Raw genomic sequence first — 24,830 nt, 5'->3', positions numbered from 1 at the left:
CAGATATATTTCAAATGAAGATGAAATATTTACAATAAAGCGTTTTCATGAGTTTTGACCCTTATTTGCTTACACCGCGGGAAAAGTCTTTACCTGTTTACTAAAGTAGATTTACAAAGACTTGCTAAAGTTAATCTTGTAATAAACATTAATTAACTACTTGGTTATAGGAGAAGGGATTTAAGGCGCATGTCAATTAAGTTAAAGCACTTAAAGAAAACATATGACAATGGAGAAGAAGTTTTAAAAGATATTAATACTGAGATTGAGGATGGCCAATTTTATGTACTAGTGGGCGCGTCAGGATCTGGGAAAAGTACCATTTTAAACGCAATTGCTGGTTTTATTCCAATTAATGATGGGACCATTGAAATTGATGGACGGGATGTCACTAATCTACCACCTAAGGATCGGCATTTAGCAATGGTGTTTCAAAATTATGCGCTAATGCCAAATTTAACCGTATCCGAAAATATTATTTTTGGGTTAAAGGCTCGCCATGTGGATAAGGAAGTGCAACAGGAACGTTTAAATGAAGTTTTACAAACAGTTCATTTGACTGAGTACAAGGATAAGCGACCTGCAAATTTATCGGGTGGGCAACGTCAACGCGTTTCCTTAGCACGTGCATTGGTCTCAGACGCAAAAGTCATTTTGATGGACGAACCGCTATCAAATTTAGATGCGAAACTACGGGCCGAGATGCGTCGTGAGATTCGGGCGTTACAACAACACTTGGGGTTAACTGTTGTTTATGTAACCCATGACCAAACGGAAGCTATGACTATGGGTGATCAAGTGATGCTATTGAACCAGGGGCGAATCGAACAGATTGGTGCACCGTTAGATCTGTATAATGCACCAGCGAATACTTATGTAGCCGATTTCTTTGGTTCACCTGCCATAAATTTGCTTGATGGGCAATTAATGGGAAATCGTCTCCAATTTGTTAATGGTGTTGAAATAACCTTTAACCATGAATTGGCTGGTCCTGTCCGAATTGGTGTTCGTCCTGAAAGTGTCCGGTTAACACCTCAAGGCGCTTTTAGGGGACGGATTACACATATTGAACCACTAGGTGATGGGACAAACATTTCGGTTGAAGTTGGCGCAGCAGAGCCATTTAGATTGAAGGTGAGTGACCAATTAAATCTGCGAACAGGTAATGAGATTGCCTTTGATATCTTACCAGATCAAATGATGTTGTTTGATGCAGATGATCGTTTAGTTGGGCTTGGTCCAATCAACGAATTGGCCGTTTAAGTAAAGGGTATTAAGGGAAAATAATGCAAAAGAAACAGAATTTATTAGCGTTGGTCTTATTACTGCCTTCAATAGTCGTTTTGGGGATGTTTGTTTTCTATCCCATGATTAAAACATTTTGGTTGAGCACCCAATTAACGGATTTGATGGGGAACCCAATTAAATTTGTCGGTTTCAAAAACTTTATAAATCTATTTCATTCAGATAGCTTTATGACATCAATTACGGTTACGATGATTTTTGTCATTGCAACTTCAATCTTTACAGTACTATGCGCTTATTTTTTGGCAATCCTAGCGAGTAAAAAAATGCGAGGTATGGGGTTTTTCCGAACAATTTTTTCAGCAACAATGGGGATTTCGGTAACGGTAGCTTCAATTTTGTGGTTATTTATGTTTAATCCCCAAATTGGTCTATTTAGTAAGGTCCTTGCCGCATTGCATTTACCAGATGTGAATTGGCTGTCGGACCCAGTCTGGGCTTTGGTGGCTATTATCGGCACAACCGTTTGGATGAATATTGGGTTTGCTTTCCTAATCTTATTAGGCGCAGTTCAAGCGATACCAACGGATTTATACCAAGTGGCAGATTTGAATGGTGCTTCAAAGTGGCTACGTTTACGTAAAATTACTTTACCAGCGACTGAGCCAACGCTATTTTTTGTGATGGTTGTAACGTTGATTAATGCTTTCCAAACTTTTGGACAAGTCGATATTTTAACAGCTGGTGGACCAGACTATCATACGAATCTTTTAGTTTACTCAATTTATCAGGATGCGTTTGTGAATCATACAATCGGTCGTGCAAGTGCCGAATCAGTCGTGTTGACGATTATTATTATGATCTTTACGTTTATCCAATTCTACTTAAATAAGCGGAAGGCGGCTAAATATGCAGGTTAATCGAACAAAACAAATTGGGAACTATCTATTATTGAGTGTGATTGCCATCATTTTGATGGTTCCGCTTTTACTGGGCATTTCTTTGAGTTTGTCATCAAGCAGTTCCATTTCACAAGGTAACTTGTTTCCTCAAAAATTAGTGTTTAGTAATTATGTCCATGTCTTTACTGACACACACATGGCACAATTCTTGCTGCATAGTTTAATCGTGTCAGGGGTGGTGATGATTGGACAATTAGTTCTATCAATTTTAGCTGCCTATGCGTTCGTCTTTTTAGATTTCAAATTTAAAAAGACTGCGTTTGTTATTTTTTTGAGTACGATGATGTTACCGTTCGAGTCGCAAATTATTCCAAATTTTAATTTGATGCGTGATTTAAATCTGCTCAACACTTATTCAGCAATGGCCTTGCCATTTTTAGCATCCGCTTTTGGTACGTTTATGATCAAAACAAGTTTCGAGCAGGTGCCTCCTGAATTGAAACAATTGAGTCAGATTGAAGGTCTATCGCATTTCCAGTTTATAACAAAGGTGGTGATGCCATATTGTAAGATAAGTTTGATTACTTTTGCGTTATACAGCTTTCTAACAAATTGGAACATGTATCTATGGCCCTTAATTTCGACGGATAATGATAAAGTACGTACGGCGCAAATTGGGTTACGTCAAATGCGCGCTCAGGATACGGCCAGTAATTGGGGTTTGATTATGGCAGCAACCATTATCGTTGTTATTCCAACAATGCTGATTATTTTCTTTGGTCAAAAATATTTTAAAAATGGTTTAACGAGTGGTGTGATTAAATAGCAACACGCACCCAACAGTTTATGAGCTACGATATAACATCAAAACGATTAATAGGAGAATCAAATCATGTTTAAGCATATCGCGAAGTATTCTATTTTACTATCAGTGGGCGTGGGGGCAGCGATGCCTTTGGCAACAGTTCAAGGAATTGCGGCCAGCAAGCCTGAAAAAATTACTTTTTGGCACTCGATGACCGGTGAGACGCAAAAGTCAATTGAACGGGTGGTTAACGATTTTAATAAGTCGCAAAACGACTATAAAGTCGTTCCCGAATTCCAGGGGCAATATGTTGAAGCTTTGCCTAAATTCCTATCAGTAGGTGGCACCAAGAAAGCCCCAGTCCTTTTCTAATCGAATGAAATTTCGACAAAACAATTGGCAACCTCAGGTATGATTGAGCCGATGGAAACGATTACCAAAAAGTATAAGTATGATACTTCAGATATTCGTGAAAACATTCTCGACTATTACCGCGTCGATGGCAAACTATACTCAATGCCATTTAACTCCAGCGCCCCAGTCCTGTACTACAACAAGGATGCCTTTAAAGCTGCCGGAATTGATGAACTACCCAAAAGTCCGACTTATGAACAAGTGACGGATGCAGCTAAGCAGTTAAAAGACAAAACAGGTAAAGCAAAACTTTCTATTTTACCGTATGGATGGAACTTTGAAGAATTGCTTGCTAATCAAAATCAAGAGTTAGTGAACAATGGTAACGGGCGAAAGAAGACAGCCACTAAGTCAACGTTCAACAATGCTGCTGGTAAGAATATTTTAAATTGGATCAAGACAAATGCAGATGCCAAAACATTGGTTGATTATGGCACTGGGGCAAATGCGGCCGATAACGAGCTATCTGGCTTTACGTCAAAGCAAATTGATATGTTCATGAATTCATCTGCATCACTTGGTGATATTAAAAAGAATGCTAAGTTTGATGTTGGTGTGACTTACATGCCGCATCCAGAAAATAAGCCAGCTAATGGTGTGGCAATTGGTGGGGCCAGCATCTGGCTTTCAAAGGGTAAATCTAATAAGCAAGAAAAGGGCGCAGCCGAATTCTTAAAGTTTGCAACTTCTCCAAAAGAACAAGCCCAATGGTCAATTGATACGGGCTACTTTGCGATAAATAAGAAGTCTTATGACACCAAGTTACTTAAGGATGCGTTCAAAGAAACGCCTATCTTGGCAGCTCCAGTTGATCAACTCAAGGATACCAAGAAGAATACTGCGTCAGCTGGTGCCTTGATTACGGCAATGCCAAAAGAACGTGTGAATACACAAAATGCCATGGAAAATGTTATCAATGGTAAAAATGTTAATAAGGAACTTGCGAAGGCTGCTGAAAAAACAGACGCCGATATTAAGTCGGCCAATGAGCAAGCTGGAGAATAGTTATGGGAAAGACAACCATTTTTGGGCACCGTGGTGTCCCCAGAAAATATATTGAAAATTCAATTGACGGGTTTGAGTATATTGCCCAAAAAGGTGAGGCAGTTGAATTTGACGTGCATCTAACGAAAGATTTTCAGCCGACTGTTATGCATGATGAAAAAATTGATCGTACAACAAATGGACACGGATACATTAGAGATTATACTGTGGCAGAGTTAGCCCAGTTTCACCTCATGCCTGATTTGCAACGCCCACAACAAAGGCAGGGGAAGCAAAGCGCGATACCAACCTTAGAGCGAGTGTTACAGATTTTTCAAAAGACGGATTTAATGTTAAACATAGAATTAAAGACGGAAAATATCCAGTATCCAGGGATTGAGACGTTGGTCTTAGAAGCAGTGCATAGATTTGATCTTGCAGAACAAACTGTTTTTTCATCTGCTAATTTAGGTAGCGTTAAGCGCATCGGTAGATTAGATGAACGACAGCAAATTGCCTTAATTAGTGAGACGCCGATATCCCGTCCGCTAGATTTTATGGTACGAAATCAATTAGATGCTTTGCACTTAAAGCGTTCGGTAATGCTAAATGAAGTGACCGATCGACAGCGTATCTGGACCATTGATGATACACCAACGTTAAAGCAAATTTTCGAGCGTGGTTATGAAGGCGTGTTCACCGATGATTTTGAAAATGCGCACGCCTTGAGGCAGGCAATCGGTAACTGAATGTGTTTGGTCACCATTTAAAGTGCCAAATAACTTAAAATAAAAAAGCCCTGATAGATACTCAATTACGAGAAATCTATCAGGACTTTTTATTGTGCATATACGTAACACAAATAGCTATAAATCAATATTTGTAACGACTTAAGAATGAACCCGGCGGGAATCGAACCCACATCTCCAGAACCGGAATCTAACGTGATATCCATTACACTACGGGTCCAATAACTACTCGTCATATTATAGCCGAGCAATTAAGCAAAAGCAATTCATAATATTACAATTAGGTTAAACCTTGCATTTTATTAAGTTTCCCTTTATCATAGCTAATATAGAATATAAACGACAAAATACGAAAAGGTGACACTATGGCAAGCTCAGAAGGAAAAGACATCATGGGGCGTAATATTAAGCGCCTTTTGAAACAACACGGTATGACAGCAGCGAAGTTGTCAGAAGTCGTAGGTGTATCAACGGCAACAATTTCAGATTGGTGTAATGGAAAAACGTATCCGCGTATCAACAAAATTGAACAGATGGCAGAGTACTTTAATGTATCAAAGTCTGAACTCGTTGAAGATCCAGACCAAATGGCCAATGCAACTGTCTCAGAGGAACCAGCACTCATGGCAGCACATTGGGGCTTAGATATTTCAGGATTACCTGATGATGAGCGCCAACGTGTTGTTGATCGTGCTAAAGCATATGTAGAAGGTCTCATCGCAGACTACGAGGATCGCAATGCAAAATAATCGGTATGAGGATTTACTCATACGGGTGGAAAATGATTTATCAGAACGCGGGATGCCAGCAACAATCTTGGACACGATTCCACTGCAAGAAAATTCAGGACTAGCAGGAGTCACGTCAATAAAAGATGGCAAGGTATATATTTTCATTGATAAAGCTTTGTCGACCTTTGAGAAAGCTGAAACACTTGTCGAAGAATATTTTCATGCGATTTCAGATTTAGGGGACTTGTTAGATTATCAGTCGACACGTGCACAAAATAATGAAGTGTCTGCACGTGAGTCAGTTTTAACTTATATGACAAGTGTGGAAGACTTAAAACGCGTGGCAAAACAGCACCCAGACATGCCCTTAGCGCCATGGATGTTGGAAGAAGCTTTTGGGTACCCAATAGATTTTGCTCAGGCAACTTTAGATTTCTACCGTAGGAGTGGCGAATTAAATTAAACCTATTGCAATTAGTTTAAACCTAATATATACTTGAAGAGTAGCTTAGCTTAATTGCTGAGCTTTTATTTAAACCTAAAGTTAAGTTAAAGTTAATTAAAAGAGGAGTGTTTATTATGCCAATTCAAAATATGATCGGAATTCTAACAGTGGTTGTTGTGTTTATCACGGTGCTTATTATCGTTCGCATGGCAGTTATCGGCCTTACACCAGTTTTCAAAGGTGTCGGGAACCTCATTATGAAAAATATGTCACAAGAAATGCGTGTCACGCTAAGAAACCATGAAGATGCCTTGCAAGACGTCTTGGATTGGAAAATAAAGTAAGCAGACAAACGCCTTGCGTATCGTGATTAGCAGTCACATGATGTGTCCGCAAAAAAACGGTCTGAAAGTTTGCGAATTGTTAAACAAAGTCGTATAATAATACTTGTAAAAAAGTTTACGAAATGAAGTTCTGGGAGGAATCATTTATCATGACTGTAAAGATTGGTATTAATGGATTTGGACGTATTGGTCGTTTGGCATTCCGCCGTATTCTTGAATTAAAGGATGCTGCAGATGACATCGAAGTTGTTGCTATCAACGACTTGACTAACCCTGCAATGTTGGCATATTTGCTAAAGTATGACTCAACTCATGGTACATTGGATGCTGAAGTTTCAGCTGACGAAGATGGTATCATTGTTGACGGTAAGAAGTACCGTGTTTATGCTGAAAAGAATGCTGCTGATTTGAAGTGGGTTGAAAACGACGGCGTTGACGTTGTTTTGGAATCAACTGGTTTCTACACTTCAAAGGAAAAGGCACAAGCTCACTTGGACGCTGGTGCCAAGAAGGTATTGATCTCAGCACCTGCTGGTGATATTCCTACTGTTGTTTACGGTGTTAACCAAGATATCTTGACTCCAGAAGATAACATTGTTTCTGCTGGTTCATGTACTACTCAATCATTGGCCCCATTGGCTGATGCATTGAACAAGGAATTTGGAATTGAAGTTGGAACGATGACAACTATTCACGCTTACACTTCAACACAAATGATCTTGGACGGACCTCGTGGAAGCAAGCCACGTAACAACCGTACAGCTGCTGCCAACACAATTCCTCACTCAACTGGTGCTGCTAAGGCCATCGGTTTGGTTGTTCCAGAATTGAAGGGTAAGTTGAACGGACATGCACAACGTGTACAAGTTGTTGACGGTTCAATTACTGAATTGACAACTATCTTGGACAAGAAGGTTACTGCAGAAGAAGTTAACGATGCAATGAAGAAGTACGAAACTCCATCATTCGGTTACAACGGTGATGAAATTGTTTCTTCAGATATCATCGGAGACACACACGGTTCTGTCTTTGACCCAACTTTGACTGAAGTCGTAACAGCTGGTGATCACCAATTGGTTAAGACTGCTGCTTGGTATGACAACGAATACGGTTTCACTTCAAACATGATCCGTACTTTGAAGCACTTGGCAGAGCTTTAATAAGCGATTCAGTTCGTTAAAAAAACAGGGGGTTTAGTGTAAACTGAATCGCCTGTTTTTTTCAAAAAATGTTATAATTACAGATATAAAAGTATAGAAAGAAGGAAGTTCTTATTATGGCTAAGTTAACTCTTGAAGACTTGGATGTTAAAGGTAAGAAGGTTCTAATGCGTGTTGATTTCAACGTGCCATTGAAGGAAGAAAATGGCGAAGTTGAAGTTGCAAACGACAACCGTATTAAGGCTGCATTGCCATCAATTAAATATGTTTTGGATAACGGTGGACGTGCCGTTGTATTCTCACACTTGGGTCGTGTAAAGACTGAAGATGATAAGAAGAAGTTGTCAATGAAGCCTGTTGCACAACGTTTAGCTGACTTGTTGGGACAACCTGTTACATTTGTTCCTGCAATTGAAGGTCCAGAATTGGAAGAGGCTGTTAATGGTCTTGATGATGGACAAGTTCTTGTGTTTGAGAACACACGTTTTGCTGACGTTCAAGACGGTGTTGAAACAAAGCGCGAATCAAAGAATGATCCTGCACTTGGTAAGTACTGGGCTTCATTGGGTGATGTATTCGTCAACGATGCCTTCGGTACTGCACACCGTTCACACGCGTCAAACGTAGGGATTGCATCTAACATTGATCAAACTGCTGCTGGATTCTTGATGGAAAAGGAAATCAAGTTCTTAGGTGGTGCCGTTACAGATCCAAAGCGTCCATTCGTTGCTATCATCGGTGGTGCTAAGGTTTCTGATAAGATTGAAATTATCCAAAACCTTTTGAAGAAGGCGGATAAGGTTATCGTTGGTGGTGGAATGGCGTATACATTCGACGTTGCCAATGGTAAGTCAATCGGTAACTCATTGTTTGAAGCAGATAAGGTTGACTTGGCTAAGAAGTTAATTGATGAAGCTGGTGATAAGCTAGTTTTGCCTGTTGATGCTGTTGCAGCCGATAAGTTTGCTAACGATGCTGATACTTACATCGCTGATGATGGTATCAAGGATGGCTACATGGGTCTTGATATTGGACCTAAGTCAATCGAATTGTTTGATTCTGTTTTGGATGATGCAAAGACAGTTGTTTGGAACGGACCTATGGGTGTGTTCGAAATGCCTAACTTTGCTAAGGGAACTTTGGCAATTGGTGAAAAGCTTGCTGAAGTTACTAAGAAGAATGATGCAACGACTATCGTTGGTGGTGGTGACTCAACTGCAGCTGTTCAACAACTTGGAATTGCTGACCAATTGACACACATCTCAACTGGTGGTGGTGCTTCACTTGAATACCTTGAAGGTAAGGAATTGCCTGGAATTGCTTCAATTTCAGATAAGTAATTCATTTTAAATAAAAAGCGAACAACTATTTTAGTTGTTCGCTTTTTTATTTGCAGTAAACAATGGCAAACCTAGGTTATCAACGGTATAATGAAAGGTACTAGCAAAAATAAAATTTAAACTGAAGGAGCGCAAAGAAATGGATTTAGAAGAAATGAAAGCGCGCCAATCACGTATCCGTAATTTTAGTATCGTTGCCCATATTGATCATGGAAAATCGACAATTTCCGATCGTATCTTGGAATCAACGCATACAGTTGCAGAACGTGATATGCAAAATCAATTATTAGATACAATGGATCTTGAACGTGAACGTGGCATTACAATTAAAATGAACTCAGTCGAGGCTCACTATGAGGCCCCAGATGGTGAAACATACATCTTTCATTTAGTTGATACACCAGGTCACGTCGATTTCTCATATGAGGTTTCACGTTCGTTGGCGGCTGTTGACGGTGCAATTTTAGTTGTTGATGCTGCGCAAGGTGTTGAAGCACAAACTTTGGCTAATGTTTATTTAGCCATTGAAAATGATCTTGAAATCATTCCAGTTATCAACAAAATCGATTTACCCGCTGCAGATCCTGAACGTGTTCGCGAGGAAATTGAAGAAGATATTGGAATTGATGCTTCCGATGCTGTTATGGCTTCTGCAAAAGAGGGAATTGGAATTCCAGAATTGTTGGATCAAATTGTTTCGAAGTTGCCAGCGCCTGAAGGTGACCTTGAGGCACCGTTACAAGCGCTTATCTTTGATTCAGCCTATGATTCATACAAGGGTGTTATCTTAACAGTTCGTGTTCGTGAAGGCGTTATGAAGCCTGGAGATAAGATTCGCTTTATGAACTCGGGTGCTGAATATGAAGTTACCGAAGTTGGTATCAATTCTCCTAAGCCAATTAAACGTGAATATTTAATGGCGGGTGATATTGGTTATGTCGCTGCCTCAATCAAGAGTATTCGTGATGCACGTCCTGGTGATACGATTACAACGATTGATAATCCCGCGGCTGAACCACTACCTGGGTACCAGCCAATGACACCAATGGTTTATTCTGGTCTTTATCCAACAGATAACGCACGTTATAACGATTTGCGGGAAGCTTTGGAAAAGCTACAATTAAACGATGCGTCGCTTGAATTTGAGCCTGAGACGTCGCAAGCGCTTGGGTTTGGCTTCCGTACCGGATTCTTAGGCTTATTGCACATGGATGTTATTCAAGAACGTTTGGAACGAGAATTCGATCTTGATTTGATTACTACCGCACCATCTGTAACGTACCATGCGTATAAGACTGACGGTGAAATGGTTGAAGTTTCTAATCCGGCAGAAATGCCTGATGCTGCCGAAATTAAGAGCATTGAAGAACCATACGTTGCTGCGCAAATTATGGTACCAAATGATTACGTGGGAACGGTTATGGAATTGGCACAAAGTAAGCGAGGCGAGTTCGATACAATGGAGTATTTGGACAAGCAACGTGTCAACGTAAAATACTTTATGCCGCTCTCTGAAATTATCTTTGATTTCTTCGATAAATTGAAGTCATCAACACGTGGTTACGCATCATTAGACTATGATTTGGCGGGATACCGTCCATCTGATTTGGTCAAGGTCGATATTTTGTTGAATGGTGATAAGGTCGATGCGCTAAGTTTTATCGTGCATCGTGACTTCGCACAATCACGTGGTCGTCTAATTACCTCAAAGCTAAAGGATATTATCCCTCGTCGTAACTTCGAAGTGCCGATTCAGGCAGCTATTGGTTCAAAGATTATTGCGCGTTCAACGGTTAAAGCCTACCGTAAGGATGTTACCTCAAAGATTCACACTGGTGATCCAGATCGACGGGCCAAGTTGCTTGATAAGCAAAAGAAGGGTAAGAAGCGTATGAAGTCAGTCGGTTCGGTTGATGTTCCGCAGGAAGCCTTTATGGCCGTTATGAGTGCCGAAGAATCTGACGAAAAATAGCTGAAATTTATCCAGAAAAACAATTCTGGACTACCAAAAGTTTTAAAAATATGGTATTATAATTCAGTTAACTTAAATAGAAAACTGACTCTAGCATTTAGGTGCTAGGGCGATAAGGAGAAATTGATAATGAAGCCTAATATTCATCCAGAATACCACCAAGTGGTATTCGTTGACTCAACTACTGGTTACAAGCTTTTGACTGGTTCAACTCGTACATCAGACGAAACAGTTGAATACGAGGGTAACACTTACCCAATGATTCGTGTTGAAATCACTTCAGATTCACATCCTTTCTACACTGGTAAGCAAAAGTTTACTACTGCCGATGGAGCTGTGGACAAGTTCAACAAGAAGTATGGTTTGAAGTAATCATACTTTCTCATAAACGCTGGTATGACGGTATAAACGCCGTTGTATCAGCGTTTTTGTTTTGTTTAAAAGGGTTTTAGATGGTGTCAAATTTGGACGGGAAGTTCCGAAAAAGGGGGCATTTGTGGGTCAATTAGAATGTTAGTGGTCAAAAATGTTCCTGCAAAAAAGTTTGAAGTAATTTTATACAAAAAAAGAGCCGTTTTAAGACATGCTCAAGTCTACTATGAATTTGATTAATTTAATGTTTAGGCATATCTTTCGGAGCAATACCACCACCACCAATAATTTGACCGGACGCTGTTCGTGTATTACCTTCACTGTCATTTGTTACCTTCGTGCCATCTGATAGTGTGAAAGTAGCATTGGGTTCATTCGAATCAACACCGGTTTGAATTGATGAATTTTCGGTAGTTGTGTCTGTTTCGATTAATTTACCATCTGCGGTCTCAGTTAAACGACCTTGTTCCAAACCATACATATTCTGCATCTCGCCGCTCGTCATTCCTGCGCCAATTGAAGTGGCAGTCTTCAATGATTGAGCGACACCCTACCGTCATGTTCTCTAAGATAACGGGCATAAGTCATGCCGTACTTTCCAATAAAAGTTGCAACATCCATTGAGGTTGCGTCATATTGAACGGAATTAGTCGAAATGCTGGTCTCTGTGGCTTCACTGGTGAATCCTTCAGTCGAAGTGTTTGTTTCAGATTTCCTTTTTGCTTCCTTTTTAGACTTTGCTTTTGCATGAGATACTGATTTTTGTTCATCTTGTGAAGATTTTTTTGATTTTGACGAAGCGAGTCTAGCTTTTTTGTATTCTGTGAGTAAACGTATTCATATGATCCGAAACCAACAGCGCCAATTAAAATGCAGCTGGTAATGATCCATGTTGCCCGATTTTTATGCAGGTGTGTAACTCCGTTTGATAAGGGTACTTGAGAGGATGTGTTTTGGTCTAGGAACTCAATCATAAATAATCTCTTTAACGAGTGGCTCAAACCAGCTTGGTAAACCAAACTCATTCATGAAATCGGACCAATTACGGTATTCATTTGGCGTGTCGCCATAAACGAGGTGTGCAATCATACGGATAGCATGTGCATTAGTTTCACGCTCAACCTTATTCTTAATGTACGGTGAAAAAGTGTATAAGAATGATGGTTGAGAAAATTGAATATGACCAATTTCATGAGCAAGTCGAAATGCAACACTAATCGATGACTGATAATTGTGATTTAAGTTGATTACCTTTTGACGACAAAAGGCCACATCAGGATCGCTGCTGGTACCACTAACTTCTTTGATGGAAATGTTTGAGGCATCAGCAACTTTTAAGAGTGCAGCGAATAATTCTTCATGCATAGACTACTGCCCACTATCTTTCAATCCATTTAGCATTGTAAGAAGTGCCTTTTTATAGTCATCCGACAGTGGCTGTCCATCAAACATAGCCATGCCTTCTTCCGATAAGACTTGATCGAGCTCTACAGGTTGAGAGTTGTGTGATTTAACTGGACTTGAGGCTGAAGTATCTCCGGCAAGATAATCGACGGATACTCCCAGTGCATCCGCAACCTTTTTAATGGTGTCGTATTTTGGTTCAACCCCTTGGTTATATCGATACAGCGCGTTTTCAGATAGTCCGGCTTTCAGAGCAGTTTGCTTCAGTGATAGCCCTCGTTCGTTCGCGACACGCTTAATGTTTTCAAAGGTACTCATGGAAGTGTCCTTTCTTTATTTAGTCGAAAATTACACAAAAGTGTAATTTTGCATTGATGAATTACACAGTCGTGTTATACAATAAGTATATTGGTAAGGTAACGCAGTTAGTCTGTTCGACAGAATAGTCGTGATGACATGAACAACTGTGATTTTTACTGTACCTCAATGGTACACTGTAGTGTAATTTTAGTCAAATATTATAGAGGAATTACACAAAATGATTTGGCTAATGAATAGAAAAAGGTAGGAGGCGTTTTTAATGGCAGATCGGATTGATAAATTATTAGAGCGATATTTTACAGGTGGATTAGATTTAGAAATAAAGATGCGTGAACATGAATTGCGCCAAAATAATTCAAAAAAAGATGAAAATATTGGCGGGGGCCGGGCGCAAAATAAGTATTCAAATGCCTTTGAAAATACGCTGGTTCGGATTGAACAAGACGAGAAGTTAAATGCGTTACAAGAACAGCGGGCTAAAATTAAAGCGTGTGTTGATATGTTTGATAGTGAACATAAAGAAGTGTTTAATCAACGTTACCGTAACCGAATGGGGTGGGAGATGATTGCCCAACTTCATTATGTGGATGAACGAACACCACGGCGGTGGCGTGATGCATTAAAAGCAAAATGCCAACAAGTCGATTTATGATGCCCGTTTTATGTTTTAGTACGGTGTTAAAGTGATTATGTTGAATTTATTGATTCAACGTTAGAAGAGACGTACATCAGTTTGTGCGTTTTTTTTTGACTAATATAGTTCAGGGCCCTGAATTGTAACTGTTTTTTTTGAAAATGTGGTGCATTTTTTTTATGAATGGGAATGGAGGACTTATAAAAGGAGGGAATTGTTTATGGGTTCAATAGATTGGAAAAGTATATTTTCGGGGATTGCGGTTATCGTTGCTCCCTTAAGTGCATGGTATTTGGGGTGTAAGCAACAACAACAGAGTGTTGAAGATTACTATATGGACAAAATCGTCGAAGAAAATGCAAAATTACATCGAGATAATGATCGATTAACTGTTCAAGTTCAGGCTTTGAATGACGAATTAATTAGAATGAAAGAGGTTTTAAAGGTTAATGGTATTGACGTTGAAGCAGGTGGTGATCAATGCTTAAAAAATTAAGACGCATTATGCAATTGTTAGTGATGGTGTTTAGTTGGTTTAACTTAGTGCAAACCGCACAAGCTGATAGTTTTGTGACGGATGTTTCGAGTTATCAGGGTGTCATGAACTACCGGGCCAACGGATTTACGGGTGTGATAATTAAGGCTGGTGGTGGTGAGGGAGCATCAGGAAACTATATTAATCCATATGTGGGTGCACAAGAATCTCAAGCGAAAAAGGAAAAGATTCATTATGGATTTTATTATTACTTAGGTAGTGCGTTTAGTCCTGAAGAACAAGCGCGTCAATTTTACAATATCCTGGGAAAAGCTGATGCGGTTAATCCGGAGGTTCCGGTATTTGTTGATGTTGAGGAAAATGCATGGGATGGTAATTATTTTAAAGGCGATGAGCCGAAACGTTTTATGGATGCTTTTTATCGGCTTAGTGGTAAACGCTGCCATGTGTATATGAATTTAACGATGGCAATGGGGGCTGGTGGTCGGTTTGATTGGTCTGATATTGGCAATGCTAAATTGTGGCTAGCATTATATCCAAGTAACCAGAATTCAACTTATTATGGTCAAGCATGGGCTAATCAGCAGTTTGCCAAAATTCCATGGTTTAAAACCGTAAACATGTGGCAATTTGGTGATGGCGATGGGATTGATCGTAATCGGCTTTATGGCGATTGGTCAAGTTTAACTCACAATGATGATGTGTCACAACAAGTGGCAGTTAGGGATGAAATTCCGAAAACAAACAAAAAACAATTGTGGGCGACTTTTCAAGACGTCTATGTATTAGATCGATGGCATCATGTAAATGGTAAATGGTATGTGACAAATCATGACTTGAGTATTCCGATTGAAGATTATCATAACTGGATTCCAGCCGAGGCGGTAATTTTGACAGACCGATATGGACATGTATTGCGAAACCAATCTGGGCAAGGAAACGATGGAAAGTTAGAATTTTTTATCTTAACAGGTATGTATCAGGTGCAGACACAAACACGTCATGCACTACAGCTTAGGATTAGTAATGAACCAGTATGGGTTGAATCTAAATATGCACGAGTAAATTCGAAAAGATAGAAAAATTCGCTACGGGTGCGTTTATGCGCTAATGTGAGGGGTGGCTGTATCTTCAAAATTACGTACGTATACTAATGCATTTAGGAAGATTGACGCTAATTTAATATTTATAATTGAAAGGAATGATATAAATATTATGTCAATTATGAATATTTACATTTAAAAAATGAAAAAAGGCTTTCTTTTTTTAAATGTACCCGATATAATAATAATCAATAAATGAAAGAGAGGGTAGTATTATGAGTTTAGAAGATCAAGTTAAGGGTAAGACCGACAAAGTAGCAGGTAAGGCAAAGGAAGTTGCTGGAAACGTTACTGGCGACAAGCAAACTGAAGCTGAAGGTAAGGCCCAAGGTCTTGCAGGTAAGGCCAAGGGATTGTTTGGCGATGCTAAGGAAAAGGCAAGCGAAGTTGCTGGAAACGTAGCTGATAAGGCAACTGATGTTGTTGATGACGTTAAAGAAAAGTTTGACAAGTAATTAGAAAAGGTAGGAGTTAGATATGTTTAGTTTAATTTGGGAACTTATTATTGGTGCAGTTATTGGTGCTATTGGTGGTGCGCTTACAAGTAAGGGTGCTTCAATGGGTTGGATTGCCAACATTGCAGCTGGTTTAGTTGGATCATGGCTTGGTGAAAAGTTGTTGGGTTCATGGGGACCTCACATGGCAGGTATGGCTATCTTCCCATCAATTATTGGTGCGGTTGTAGTTGTGGTTGTTGTTTCATGGTTAGTAGCTAAGTTTGGAAACAACTAATCTAATTATTTAGATATTTATTTGTGGAGAGACATGCTTAGGCATGTCTCTTTTTTTGTCTTCAGTCATTGGTATATTCATTTTTAGTGCATAAAAAATGTTTTTATTGTAAAAATATACATAGTTGTGTTACAGTTATCTGTATTGAAATGAAGATGAGGTGGACGAAATGACAGAAACAACAACAAAGCCAACCGAACTATCTCGTGGCTTAACACAACGACATGTCCAAATGATGGCGATTGGTGGGACGATTGGAACCGGTCTCTTTTTAGGGGCGGGTGATACAATCAATTTAACGGGACCATCAGTCTTGTTAATCTATATGATTACTGGTGCTTTTTTAATTTTCATGATGCGGGCAATTGGTGAAATGTTATATGTCGATCCAAAATCCAGTTCATTTGTGAGCGTCGTCTCAAAGTACATTAATCGTGAGACGGGTTACTTTGTGGGATGGTCATATTGGATTACGCTAATTTTACCAGCGATGGCTGAATTGACAGCGATTGGTCAATACTTGCAGTATTGGTTACCCTATATTGCAGCTTGGAAGATGGAATTAGCCATAATGGCTATTTTAATTATTCTGAATTTAACAGCCGTGCGCTTCTTTGGTGAAGCTGAATTTTGGTTTGCATCAATCAAAATTATTGCCATATTAATGGTGATTGCGATTGGATTATTCATGATTGTAACAGGATTTAAAACGCCGGGAATTCATGGTGGAACGGTAAGCTTTAAAAATATTACGGATGGCTTTCAATTCTTTCCAAATGGTTCAGTTGACTTTCTAAAAGCATTCCCAATGGTCTTTTTCTCTTTCGTTGGAATCGAATTCGTTGGCTTGATGTCAGCAGAAACAGTTGATCCAAAGGTAGTTATTCCCAAAGTAATTAATACAGTGTTAGTTCGTATTATGATTTTTTACGTGGGCGCCTTGGCGATTATTATGGCTATTTGTAATTGGCGTTATCTTCCAGCAAATGAAAGTCCGTTTGTGATGGTATTTCAGTTAATTGGCTTACATGGTGCCGCAGCACTGATGAACTTTGTTGTTTTGACGGCAGCTTTGTCTGCGTTAAATACGCTTATCTATTCAGCGGGACGTGATATTTTCGCACTTTCAAAAGAAAATGACGGACCATTAGAGCGCTATTTTGCCAAGCTTTCAAAGACAGCTATTCCAGCTCGGGCAATTTTGTTCTCGGCAGGATTAATTTGTGCTACGCCAGTGGTTAATTTTATACCAGCCTTATCATCTGCCTTTAACTTTTTTGCTTCTGCTACTGCAGCAATTACATTGGTGATTTACACATTAATTATGATTGCGCACCGTCATTATCGGAAAAGTTCTGACTTCTTACCCGACGGATTTAAAATGCCGTTTTATCGGGTGACAAGTCCAGCAACCATTCTATTCTTCATATTTATTTTTGCGTTGCTATTCATAACGCCAACGGATCGTATTGCGGCTTATGCCGGGCTGGCTTGGACAATCATTTTTGGATTATTCAGTCGCTATTACGTTAATAAATAAGTAAAAAAGCACATTTTGTGCTTTTTTTTGTAGATTGGTGTAAAATATTAAAAAACAATGAGATTAGAAAAGGAGTGACGGTATGACTGAATTTACTGGGGCTGATTTACGGGCCAACATGAAAGAACAGGCTTTAATTGAGGAAAGTTTGGCATTGGCAGAATGGGATCAATTAACTGGAATGCCTGTCGCAGCAGGTGATTTTCGAGCAGAGTTGGTGAGTTATTTAAGTTCGAAGTATTTCCAAGTTGCTACCGGAACTGAAGCAGCTGAATTAGTTGCCTATTTTAAGCAGCATCGTGATTTGTTAACAGATGATGAACAAAAATTATTTGATCGTTATGTCACTGATTACGAGGAAGTGGCTGCAATTCCTGAAGATGAATATACCGCCTTTGGAAAATTGAGTTCGGCTGGTCAAGATGCTTGGACAAAAGCACGTGAAGCTGATGATTATCAACTATTTGCACCGGCATTAAAGGAACTAATTGCAACTAAGAAACGTTTTATTTCATACTGGCGAAAAGATGAAGCAACGCCGTACGATGTTTTGTTAAATCAATTTGAACCTGGTTTAACTGTTGCTAAACTAGATGATGTCTTTGAGGCTTTAAAAAATGGGATTATGGACCTGCAACATGATATTCAAACGCAAGGGACTGAACCTGAAAGTGATTTCTTGTCACGCGAAATTCCGATTGAATTACAGCGCGCATATGTTTGGGATGCAGCGCAACGTTTAGGCTATGACGCTAAAAAAGGTCGTCTTGATGATACGATTCATCCCTTTATGCAAGATTTAAATCGTGATGATGCTCGAATTACAACACGTTGGTCAGCCACAGACTTCCAAATGGCGGTGCTTGGCATTTATCATGAGGCGGGACATGGACTTTTCGCACAGAATGTTGCGGCTAAATGGGACTATACGCCGTTCAATAAGGGGATTGCAATGAGTATCCATGAGTCGCAATCGCTTTTCAATGAAGTGATGATTGGACGATCAAAAGATTTCTGGTCACATGAATATCCAATTTTGCAACAAGCAGTTGATGGTCGCTTAGATGACGTTGATTTTGCCCGTTTCTTTAAGGGGTGGATGATTACGAAGCCAACCTTAATTCGAACAGAAGCTGATCCAATCACATATCCACTACATATTATTATTCGTTATGAAATTGAAAAGGCTATTTTTAATGACGACTATAATGTTGATGATCTTGAGTCGTTGTGGAATAGTAAGTATGAAGAATATTTGGGAATTCGACCAGACACCGCGGTCAATGGTATTTTGCAAGATATTCACTGGGCTAGTGGTGACTTTGGTTATTTCCCATCATATGCATTGGGGCACTTGTATGCTGCACAGTTCTACCATGCCATGCACAATGACTTTGACGTTGAAGCACTATTGGCTGAAGGTGATATCAAACCGATTTTTGAATGGCGTCGTGAACATGTTTGGCAATATGGTGCTTCTAAGACACCAGCAGAAGTGTTGGAAGCTGCAACGGGTGAAGCGTTGAATCCGCAATACTGGTTGGATTTGCAACGAGCTCGGTATGCAGACGTGTATGATTTTGAGGCATAAAAAGCGATAAATGCTTTACTTACTTTTTGTGGTGTTGTATACTTACTTTTTGTAAGGTATTGGTCAAGTTATTTGAAAAGGGAGTATTTATCATGGAAGAATTTAACTCATTATTAGAATTGCAAACAGCTCGTCGTTCATTTTATGCATTGGGACATGATGTGCCGTATACCGATGCTGAATTAGAACAAATGTTCAAAGATACAATTCGAGAAACGCCAAGTGCTTTTAATAGCCAAACTGTTCGCGCTGTGTTTGCCTTTGGTGACCAACACGAGGCTTTGTGGAATATGGTCATTGAACGCATGCGTCAGGTCGTTTCCGATCCGGAAGCTTTTGAGGGAACCTTGGCCAAATTAAATGGCTTTAAAAATGCTTATGGAACAGTGTTGTTGTTTACAGATACAGATGTTGTGAAGCAACTGGAAACAGATGTACCAACTTATGCAGCTAATTTCTATGATTGGTCAGAACAAGCGATTGGTATCGTTTCATACTCACTCTGGTTGACAGCGCGTGAGCACGGTTTGGGTGGTAATTTGCAACACTACAACCCATTGATTGATGAAGATGTTCGAGTTGCCTTCAATGTGCCAGAAAATTGGCGTTTGCGTGCGCAATTCGTGTTTGGTTCAATTGAAGCGCCCGCCCAAGACAAAGATTATGTAGCAGATGAAGTGCGTTTTATCTCAGTAAATGATTAATGAATGAGCAGTCCTTAAATTGGGACTGCTTTTTTTCTTGACAATACATTAAAATAAGATTAGAGTTAACCTCATAAATGACAGTAAGATCCTTGATTGTATGTCAGAGAAGCCGTGGATAGCTGGGAGCGGCGCAGGTCTAGGATACGAAATATAACCATAAAACTCATAAATAAATCGAATGAAGTGATATTGAACGTATTCAATATAATTTTGGGTGGTACCGCGGTTAACATCGTCCCGACTAGGCTTAAATCTAGTTGGGATTTTTTATTTGGGTAAATTTAGTGGGGGGGTTAAAAATGGCGCAACAAAAACAGAGAAGATTTGTTTCGGTAACAGTTTTAATTGTTGGATTGATGTTGATATTTGGCGTTGGTATGATTTACTTCAAGCTAGCACCATATGTGCCGTTGACATTAGGGTTAATGATAACGATGATTTTTGGGCGATTAAATGGATACTCATGGCAATCTGTTCAAGATCAACTTTTAGCCGGTGTGCGGATTGGTTTATCACCTATTTTTCTATTTTTATTGATTGGCATGATTATTGCTTTATGGATGGGGGATGGTGTTATCTCGACCCTATTGTGGAGTGGTTTACAGTTGGCGCGACCTGACTGGTTCTTACCGGCCGCCTTCGTGATTAGTGCTGTTATTGGTACCGCGATTGGATCATCATTTACGACGATTGCGACGATTGGCGTTGCGTTAATGGGTATTGGGACAACCTTTGGTATTCCGATGCCGATGTTGGCAGGAGCTATTATTTCAGGGGCCATCTTTGGTGATAAAAGTTCACCCTTATCAGGGTCGACTAATTTAGCTGCTTCAATTGCAGGGAGTGAGTTGTTTGAACACATTAAGAATATGATGTGGACAACCATTCCCGCGTTTGGATTATCGTTGATTGGGTTTACCGGCTTGGGATTAATGCATCACACGGGAGCAAGTGCTGAAAGTTTGATGAGTTTACAATCACATTTAACGCCGCAATGGTGGAGTTTAACTTTAGTTGGTTTGTTGTTTGTAACGGCTTGGCTTAAAATACCGGCGATTCCAACTTTGCTTATTAATGTAACAGCGTCTGCATTCGTTTTTCTGCAGAGTAATAGTGTCATGACGTTAAGTCACGTTATTATGGATGGGTTTAAGACCACTTCAAGTGATCCGATGGTTCAGGATCTATTAAATCGTGGTGGCATGCTATCGATGATAGGGACTGTTTTAATCATTATCTTAGCTTTGGCACTCGGTGGTATTCTAACTGAAGAAGCGATCCTAGCAGATTTTATGGCGCCGCTCATTAAACAAGTTCGGACGCAGGCTGAAGCGGTTATTGGGACGTTATTAACGGGGATTTTAGCGAATTTTATGATTGGTGAAAAATGTTTGGCGACGATTTTACCAGGTGAGCTATGGAAACCAACGTTCAAACGTCTGGGCCTTGCGCCGGTAGCCATGAGTCGGACGCTTGAAGATTCTGGAACTGTTGTCAATTATCTTGTTCCTTGGGGTGTTGCGGGAAGCTTTTGCGCCCAGACATTAGGTGTTCCTGTTACGCATTTCGCTGTCTTTGCGATTTTTGCATGGGCATCACCTATCTGTTCAATGATTTCAGCCATGACGAAGATTGGTTTAGCACAAAATGATGATTAACATAGTCATAAATTTTGGTGAATCTGAGACAAACTAAACAGGAGTTTTGTATACTATCTCTATACAAAGGAGTGAGGGAGATATAAATGAAGTTATTAAGGTATTTAAAACTTGGTGCAGCTATAGCTGGGATGGCTGTCATTCCAGTACAAACGGTACAAGCTGCTGTTATAACACCGACGACGGTTATGCGATCGGCGGTGAGTATTCAATCCGATACAGGTCAAGTATTAGCTGATCAAAATGGAAATGAACGTTTACCGATTGCCTCGGTTTCCAAATTAATAGTGGTGTACATGCTTGAACAGAAGATTCAGCAAAAAGAACTAACGCTTGATCAGCAAGTAACCGTTCCCAAAAATATTGCAGTGTTTAGTCAGAATACGAGCATTGCTAATGTCCCCATGACAACGCATCGTACATATACGATTTCACAAATTCTAGATGCCACTCTAATTGAATCTTCAAATGCGGGAGCGATGGAGTTGGCTTATCTAGTAGCTGGATCGCAAGAAGATTATTATCGTCAGGCTGAAAAACTATTGTCTGGGTGGGGTATTAAAAACCCTAAGATGTATTCTGCATCAGGTTTGAGTAATGGAGATTTAGGTTCTTTTTCAGATAAGAGTATTAGCCCAAGTGCTGAAAATGCGTTCTCGGCACGAGAAGTTGCGTTGATTGCTAAGCATGTGGTTAATGATTTCCCAAATATTTTAGAATATACGAACAAGCAAACGGCTTTATTCCCATTGCCGGATGGTTCGGTGAAAACATTAAAAAGCACCAATGCATTACTAGGAAATCAATCGTATCAAATCGATGGATTAAAGACTGGAACGACACCGAAGAACGGATCGAATCTTGTGACACATGGATACCTTGAAGATCAACCGGTAATCACGGTAGTGTTAAATACGGATGATAATCCGCGTGAAGAAATTTTTAATCAGACTTTGTCAGTATTGAGTCAGGTGCAAGAGCAAACGGAGTTAAAGACACCGCAAACGAATTCATCTATAAAGATTGACAACGCATCAGGAAACCACGGCCAAGTTGATGTTGTGGCTAAAAAAAGTCAAAAGTTTTTTATAGAAAAAAATGTTGATGACAGGGCGACGGTTAAGTCAATCGTGTCTAAGAAAAATGTGGCCGCGCCGCTTCAAAAGAATGAAGAAATTGGTTCGGGAAAAATTGCGTTTGGTCAAAAATCTGATGCTGACTTTATTGACGGAAAAACGCCGAGCGTTAAGCTGTATCCAACTAAGAATGTCGAAAAGGCAGACATTTTTACCACTCTGATTCAAAAAGTTTCGTAAAAATGTTTGACAAATGAGAAAATGGTGAGTAGTATTAGTTACATTAAGTCAGTAGGTAGCTAAATTGTATGTCAGAGAAGCCGTGTATTGCTGTGAGCGGCGCAGGTTTAGTTACTGAATTATTTACATGCGAATAGTAGTATCAAAGAGGTATTTGGCAAGTTTATTTGTCGAATATAATTTTGGGTGGTACCGCGGATTAGTAGATACTAATATCGTCCCAACTATGCTAAGGCGTAGTTGGGGCTTTTTTTATTTTAAGGAGGTAAAGGACATTGGGGTATTTGAGCTAAAGGAAACATCAGGTGGTTTGATTCGATATCACATTTAATTGGAGCACATAGACACACGTTACTAAAAAATGAGATGGAGATATCCTTATGGAAAACAAACACAGATTTATTTCAGTTACACTTTTGATGGTTGTATTATTTGCTATTTTTGGCGTAAGTATTATTCAATTCCACTTACCACCATTTGTGCCATTGGTTACAGCAATTATGGTGACAATGATTTTTGGACGGCTGAACCATTTTTCATGGAATGACTTGCAGAACCAACTCTTGTCAGGGATTCAAACAGGACTGGCGCCAATCTTTTTATTCCTATTAATAGGGATGTTGATTGGGCTGTGGATGGCAGTAGGCGTGATTCCAACGTTACTGTGGACCGGATTGAACTTAGCTAATCCAACATGGTTTTTGCCAGCTGCCTTTTTGATTCCGGCTTTGATCGGAACGGCAATTGGGTCGGCCTTTACGACAATAGCCACAGTCGGAGTTGCTTTGATGGGAGTTGGTTTGACGTTAGGATTTCCAGCGCCAGTACTGGCTGGAGCAATCATTTCTGGGGCAATTTTTGGCGATAAGAGTTCACCATTGTCAGATTCAACTAACTTAGCTGCTTCGATTGCTGGTACTGATTTATTTGATCATATCAAGAACTTAATGTGGACAACGATTCCAGCCTTTGTTGTATCATTAATTGCTTTTACTGTTTTAGGTTTACAAAACCATGCGACGGCAAGTTTGGCGTCCATCACTTCATTGCAAAATCAATTACAACCTAATTTTTGGTCATTGCTTTTGTTGGTATTATTGTTTGTGATGGCATGGGCAAAAATTCCTGCCATCCCAACATTAATGATCAATGTCGTACTTTCTTCATTTATTTTCTTGATGAATCATTCGCTAACGGCTTTGAGTGATACCATTCTGAATGGGTTTAAAACTTCTGCGGACAACCCAACCATCCAAGCGTTGCTTAACCGTGGAGGTATGTTGTCAATGATGCCAACGGTCATCATTATTATGTTAGCATTGGCGCTTGGTGGGATGCTCTCGCAGGAGAATATCTTGCAAGACTTTATGGCTCCGGTCATTAAGCGTGTTAAGACGCAGGCGTCAGCTGTAACAGGAACCATCATCACCGGAATTTTGGCTAACTTTATGATTGGTGAACAATACTTGGCAACGATTTTACCGGGCCAACTTTGGAAGCCGGTCTTTAAGCGAGTGAAACTATCGCCATTAGCACTTGGTCGAACCCTTGAAGATTCAGGGACTGTAATGAATTACTTAGTGCCGTGGGGGGTCGCGGGAAGTTTTGCTGCACAAACTTTGAATGTTCCTGTCACCAGTTTTGCATTATTTGCGATTTTTGCATGGGTATCACCAATCTTCTCATTAATTTCAGCTTGGACTGGAATTGGCTTGAAGCAACTACCTGAAGATGTCAACTAGACCGATTTTAAAATATGTATAACGAAGTGAAACACAGGCTTGTGTTTCGCTTTTTTTTCGCATTTTTTCCCTTAAAATAGCGGTGAATAAAGGCTTTTCTTGAGTTGATATATATAATGTATT

27 protein-coding genes and 1 tRNA gene are annotated in these 24,830 nt (G+C 39.7%); 24 read left to right on the top strand and 4 right to left on the bottom strand.

Annotation, left to right across the window (positions count from 1 at the left end):
- Positions 1–189 precede the first annotated feature (189 nt).
- The 6 genes from IE337_RS06170 (at position 190) to IE337_RS06150 (ending at position 5,099) form a co-directional block, all read left to right on the top strand.
- Positions 190–1,263 carry an ABC transporter ATP-binding protein gene (locus IE337_RS06170; protein WP_191136191.1) on the top strand — a complete coding sequence of 358 codons (1,074 nt, stop codon included), beginning with the start codon at positions 190–192 and terminating at the stop codon, positions 1,261–1,263.
- A gap of 23 nt (positions 1,264–1,286) precedes the next feature.
- Positions 1,287–2,165 (top strand): carbohydrate ABC transporter permease, encoded by an 879-nt coding sequence (locus IE337_RS06165; RefSeq protein ID WP_191136190.1) that lies wholly within the window; start codon positions 1,287–1,289, stop codon positions 2,163–2,165.
- Positions 2,155–2,973, top strand: coding sequence for a carbohydrate ABC transporter permease (locus tag IE337_RS06160; protein WP_191136189.1), 819 nt, complete (start codon positions 2,155–2,157; stop codon positions 2,971–2,973). Before IE337_RS06165 ends, IE337_RS06160 begins: the two co-directional genes overlap by 11 nt.
- A 66-nt stretch (positions 2,974–3,039) precedes the next feature.
- Positions 3,040–3,324, top strand: coding sequence for a hypothetical protein (locus tag IE337_RS07895; protein WP_243185587.1), 285 nt, complete (start codon positions 3,040–3,042; stop codon positions 3,322–3,324).
- A gap of 51 nt (positions 3,325–3,375) precedes the next feature.
- Positions 3,376–4,371, top strand: a complete 996-nt coding sequence (locus IE337_RS06155; RefSeq protein WP_243185584.1) for an extracellular solute-binding protein — start codon at positions 3,376–3,378, stop codon at positions 4,369–4,371.
- Between the two features lie 2 nt (positions 4,372–4,373).
- Positions 4,374–5,099 (top strand): glycerophosphodiester phosphodiesterase family protein, encoded by a 726-nt coding sequence (locus tag IE337_RS06150; RefSeq protein WP_191136188.1) that lies wholly within the window; start codon positions 4,374–4,376, stop codon positions 5,097–5,099.
- A 148-nt stretch (positions 5,100–5,247) separates the two neighbouring features.
- Here the strand turns inward: IE337_RS06150 and IE337_RS06145 are convergent.
- Positions 5,248–5,319, bottom strand: a tRNA-Arg gene (locus IE337_RS06145).
- Positions 5,320–5,464: 145 nt separating this feature from the next.
- On the opposite strand from IE337_RS06145, the gene IE337_RS06140 reads away from it, so the two are divergent.
- From IE337_RS06140 to IE337_RS06110, 7 genes are all read left to right on the top strand, one after another.
- Entirely contained in the window at positions 5,465–5,848 is a 384-nt protein-coding gene (locus IE337_RS06140) for a helix-turn-helix transcriptional regulator (RefSeq protein ID WP_057744553.1), read from the top strand.
- A complete protein-coding gene (locus IE337_RS06135; RefSeq protein WP_191136187.1) occupies positions 5,838–6,293 on the top strand; it encodes a hypothetical protein in 456 nt (151 codons plus the stop codon). Before IE337_RS06140 ends, IE337_RS06135 begins: the two co-directional genes overlap by 11 nt.
- Positions 6,294–6,409: 116 nt before the next feature.
- A complete protein-coding gene (locus IE337_RS06130) occupies positions 6,410–6,619 on the top strand; it encodes a hypothetical protein (RefSeq protein ID WP_191136186.1) in 210 nt (69 codons plus the stop codon).
- A 149-nt stretch (positions 6,620–6,768) separates the two neighbouring features.
- Positions 6,769–7,779: a type I glyceraldehyde-3-phosphate dehydrogenase gene (gene gap, locus IE337_RS06125; RefSeq protein WP_124943323.1), complete on the top strand. Its 1,011-nt coding sequence runs from the start codon at positions 6,769–6,771 to the stop codon at positions 7,777–7,779.
- A gap of 116 nt (positions 7,780–7,895) precedes the next feature.
- Positions 7,896–9,119 carry a phosphoglycerate kinase gene (locus IE337_RS06120; protein WP_191136185.1) on the top strand — a complete coding sequence of 408 codons (1,224 nt, stop codon included), beginning with the start codon at positions 7,896–7,898 and terminating at the stop codon, positions 9,117–9,119.
- 139 nt (positions 9,120–9,258) lie between these two features.
- Positions 9,259–11,091: a translation elongation factor 4 gene (gene lepA / locus IE337_RS06115; RefSeq protein WP_191136184.1), complete on the top strand. Its 1,833-nt coding sequence runs from the start codon at positions 9,259–9,261 to the stop codon at positions 11,089–11,091.
- Between the two features lie 129 nt (positions 11,092–11,220).
- Entirely contained in the window at positions 11,221–11,463 is a 243-nt protein-coding gene (locus IE337_RS06110) for a type B 50S ribosomal protein L31 (RefSeq protein ID WP_191136183.1), read from the top strand.
- Between the two features lie 241 nt (positions 11,464–11,704).
- On the opposite strand, the gene IE337_RS06105 is transcribed toward IE337_RS06110, so the two are convergent.
- The 3 genes from IE337_RS06105 to IE337_RS06095 all read right to left on the bottom strand — a co-directional run bounded on the left by IE337_RS06105 (position 11,705) and on the right by IE337_RS06095 (position 13,185).
- Entirely contained in the window at positions 11,705–11,998 is a 294-nt protein-coding gene (locus IE337_RS06105; protein ID WP_191136182.1) for a hypothetical protein, read from the bottom strand.
- Between the two features lie 431 nt (positions 11,999–12,429).
- A complete protein-coding gene (locus IE337_RS06100) occupies positions 12,430–12,828 on the bottom strand; it encodes an ImmA/IrrE family metallo-endopeptidase (RefSeq protein WP_191136181.1) in 399 nt (132 codons plus the stop codon).
- A 3-nt stretch (positions 12,829–12,831) separates the two neighbouring features.
- Positions 12,832–13,185, bottom strand: coding sequence for a helix-turn-helix domain-containing protein (locus IE337_RS06095; protein WP_191136180.1), 354 nt, complete (start codon positions 13,183–13,185; stop codon positions 12,832–12,834).
- 262 nt (positions 13,186–13,447) lie between these two features.
- Here IE337_RS06095 and IE337_RS06090 point away from each other — a divergent pair, with 262 nt between their 5' ends.
- The 11 genes from IE337_RS06090 to nhaC all read left to right on the top strand — a co-directional run bounded on the left by IE337_RS06090 (position 13,448) and on the right by nhaC (position 24,707).
- A complete protein-coding gene (locus IE337_RS06090; RefSeq protein ID WP_191136179.1) occupies positions 13,448–13,840 on the top strand; it encodes a DUF722 domain-containing protein in 393 nt (130 codons plus the stop codon).
- A 202-nt stretch (positions 13,841–14,042) separates the two neighbouring features.
- Positions 14,043–14,318 (top strand): hypothetical protein, encoded by a 276-nt coding sequence (locus IE337_RS06085; RefSeq protein ID WP_191136178.1) that lies wholly within the window; start codon positions 14,043–14,045, stop codon positions 14,316–14,318.
- The gene (locus tag IE337_RS06080) at positions 14,303–15,397 is read left to right on the top strand and encodes a GH25 family lysozyme (protein ID WP_191136177.1); all 1,095 of its coding nucleotides are present in this window, start codon (positions 14,303–14,305) and stop codon (positions 15,395–15,397) included. The genes IE337_RS06085 and IE337_RS06080 overlap by 16 nt, the downstream gene beginning before the upstream one ends.
- 239 nt (positions 15,398–15,636) lie before the next feature.
- The gene (locus IE337_RS06075; protein WP_191136176.1) at positions 15,637–15,876 is read left to right on the top strand and encodes a CsbD family protein; all 240 of its coding nucleotides are present in this window, start codon (positions 15,637–15,639) and stop codon (positions 15,874–15,876) included.
- A 22-nt stretch (positions 15,877–15,898) separates the two neighbouring features.
- Positions 15,899–16,153: a GlsB/YeaQ/YmgE family stress response membrane protein gene (locus IE337_RS06070; protein ID WP_057744511.1), complete on the top strand. Its 255-nt coding sequence runs from the start codon at positions 15,899–15,901 to the stop codon at positions 16,151–16,153.
- A gap of 169 nt (positions 16,154–16,322) precedes the next feature.
- Positions 16,323–17,693 carry an amino acid permease gene (locus IE337_RS06065; RefSeq protein ID WP_191136175.1) on the top strand — a complete coding sequence of 457 codons (1,371 nt, stop codon included), beginning with the start codon at positions 16,323–16,325 and terminating at the stop codon, positions 17,691–17,693.
- Positions 17,694–17,775: 82 nt separating this feature from the next.
- On the top strand, positions 17,776–19,284 hold the full coding sequence (locus IE337_RS06060) for a carboxypeptidase M32 (RefSeq protein ID WP_191136174.1): 1,509 nt from the start codon (positions 17,776–17,778) through the stop codon (positions 19,282–19,284).
- Positions 19,285–19,376: 92 nt separating this feature from the next.
- Entirely contained in the window at positions 19,377–19,988 is a 612-nt protein-coding gene (locus tag IE337_RS06055; RefSeq protein WP_191136173.1) for a nitroreductase family protein, read from the top strand.
- 302 nt (positions 19,989–20,290) lie between these two features.
- Complete coding sequence (locus IE337_RS06050) at positions 20,291–21,649, top strand: Na+/H+ antiporter NhaC family protein (RefSeq protein WP_191136172.1); 1,359 nt, start codon at positions 20,291–20,293, stop codon at positions 21,647–21,649.
- A gap of 86 nt (positions 21,650–21,735) precedes the next feature.
- Positions 21,736–22,965 carry a D-alanyl-D-alanine carboxypeptidase family protein gene (locus IE337_RS06045; RefSeq protein WP_191136171.1) on the top strand — a complete coding sequence of 410 codons (1,230 nt, stop codon included), beginning with the start codon at positions 21,736–21,738 and terminating at the stop codon, positions 22,963–22,965.
- A gap of 380 nt (positions 22,966–23,345) precedes the next feature.
- Positions 23,346–24,707, top strand: coding sequence for a Na+/H+ antiporter NhaC (gene nhaC, locus IE337_RS06040; protein WP_191136170.1), 1,362 nt, complete (start codon positions 23,346–23,348; stop codon positions 24,705–24,707).
- The last annotated feature ends 123 nt before the right edge of the window (positions 24,708–24,830 follow it).

The sequence above is a fragment of the Weissella viridescens genome, from assembly GCF_014789145.1.
Lineage (GTDB): Bacteria > Bacillota > Bacilli > Lactobacillales > Lactobacillaceae > Weissella > Weissella viridescens.
Note: the sequence above shows the minus strand (reverse complement) of the source record. Positions and strands in the feature narration are given on the sequence as shown.

What these genes read in the sequence shown, in the direction of transcription:
- IE337_RS06100 (WP_191136181.1), bottom strand. Translation starts at nt 12,828, where the DNA reads ATGCATGAAGAATTATTCGCTGCACTCTTAAAAGTTGCTGATGCCTCA.
- lepA (WP_191136184.1), top strand. Translation starts at nt 9,259, where the DNA reads ATGGATTTAGAAGAAATGAAAGCGCGCCAATCACGTATCCGTAATTTT.
- IE337_RS06170 (WP_191136191.1), top strand. Translation starts at nt 190, where the DNA reads ATGTCAATTAAGTTAAAGCACTTAAAGAAAACATATGACAATGGAGAA.
- IE337_RS06110 (WP_191136183.1), top strand. Translation starts at nt 11,221, where the DNA reads ATGAAGCCTAATATTCATCCAGAATACCACCAAGTGGTATTCGTTGAC.
- IE337_RS06130 (WP_191136186.1), top strand. Translation starts at nt 6,410, where the DNA reads ATGCCAATTCAAAATATGATCGGAATTCTAACAGTGGTTGTTGTGTTT.
- IE337_RS07895 (WP_243185587.1), top strand. Translation starts at nt 3,040, where the DNA reads ATGTTTAAGCATATCGCGAAGTATTCTATTTTACTATCAGTGGGCGTG.
- IE337_RS06065 (WP_191136175.1), top strand. Translation starts at nt 16,323, where the DNA reads ATGACAGAAACAACAACAAAGCCAACCGAACTATCTCGTGGCTTAACA.
- IE337_RS06045 (WP_191136171.1), top strand. Translation starts at nt 21,736, where the DNA reads ATGAAGTTATTAAGGTATTTAAAACTTGGTGCAGCTATAGCTGGGATG.
- IE337_RS06080 (WP_191136177.1), top strand. Translation starts at nt 14,303, where the DNA reads ATGCTTAAAAAATTAAGACGCATTATGCAATTGTTAGTGATGGTGTTT.
- IE337_RS06085 (WP_191136178.1), top strand. Translation starts at nt 14,043, where the DNA reads ATGGGTTCAATAGATTGGAAAAGTATATTTTCGGGGATTGCGGTTATC.
- IE337_RS06070 (WP_057744511.1), top strand. Translation starts at nt 15,899, where the DNA reads ATGTTTAGTTTAATTTGGGAACTTATTATTGGTGCAGTTATTGGTGCT.
- IE337_RS06055 (WP_191136173.1), top strand. Translation starts at nt 19,377, where the DNA reads ATGGAAGAATTTAACTCATTATTAGAATTGCAAACAGCTCGTCGTTCA.
- gap (WP_124943323.1), top strand. Translation starts at nt 6,769, where the DNA reads ATGACTGTAAAGATTGGTATTAATGGATTTGGACGTATTGGTCGTTTG.
- IE337_RS06090 (WP_191136179.1), top strand. Translation starts at nt 13,448, where the DNA reads ATGGCAGATCGGATTGATAAATTATTAGAGCGATATTTTACAGGTGGA.
- IE337_RS06140 (WP_057744553.1), top strand. Translation starts at nt 5,465, where the DNA reads ATGGCAAGCTCAGAAGGAAAAGACATCATGGGGCGTAATATTAAGCGC.
- IE337_RS06095 (WP_191136180.1), bottom strand. Translation starts at nt 13,185, where the DNA reads ATGAGTACCTTTGAAAACATTAAGCGTGTCGCGAACGAACGAGGGCTA.
- IE337_RS06060 (WP_191136174.1), top strand. Translation starts at nt 17,776, where the DNA reads ATGACTGAATTTACTGGGGCTGATTTACGGGCCAACATGAAAGAACAG.
- IE337_RS06155 (WP_243185584.1), top strand. Translation starts at nt 3,376, where the DNA reads ATGGAAACGATTACCAAAAAGTATAAGTATGATACTTCAGATATTCGT.
- IE337_RS06135 (WP_191136187.1), top strand. Translation starts at nt 5,838, where the DNA reads ATGCAAAATAATCGGTATGAGGATTTACTCATACGGGTGGAAAATGAT.
- IE337_RS06120 (WP_191136185.1), top strand. Translation starts at nt 7,896, where the DNA reads ATGGCTAAGTTAACTCTTGAAGACTTGGATGTTAAAGGTAAGAAGGTT.
- IE337_RS06165 (WP_191136190.1), top strand. Translation starts at nt 1,287, where the DNA reads ATGCAAAAGAAACAGAATTTATTAGCGTTGGTCTTATTACTGCCTTCA.
- IE337_RS06075 (WP_191136176.1), top strand. Translation starts at nt 15,637, where the DNA reads ATGAGTTTAGAAGATCAAGTTAAGGGTAAGACCGACAAAGTAGCAGGT.
- IE337_RS06160 (WP_191136189.1), top strand. Translation starts at nt 2,155, where the DNA reads ATGCAGGTTAATCGAACAAAACAAATTGGGAACTATCTATTATTGAGT.
- IE337_RS06050 (WP_191136172.1), top strand. Translation starts at nt 20,291, where the DNA reads ATGGCGCAACAAAAACAGAGAAGATTTGTTTCGGTAACAGTTTTAATT.
- nhaC (WP_191136170.1), top strand. Translation starts at nt 23,346, where the DNA reads ATGGAAAACAAACACAGATTTATTTCAGTTACACTTTTGATGGTTGTA.
- IE337_RS06150 (WP_191136188.1), top strand. Translation starts at nt 4,374, where the DNA reads ATGGGAAAGACAACCATTTTTGGGCACCGTGGTGTCCCCAGAAAATAT.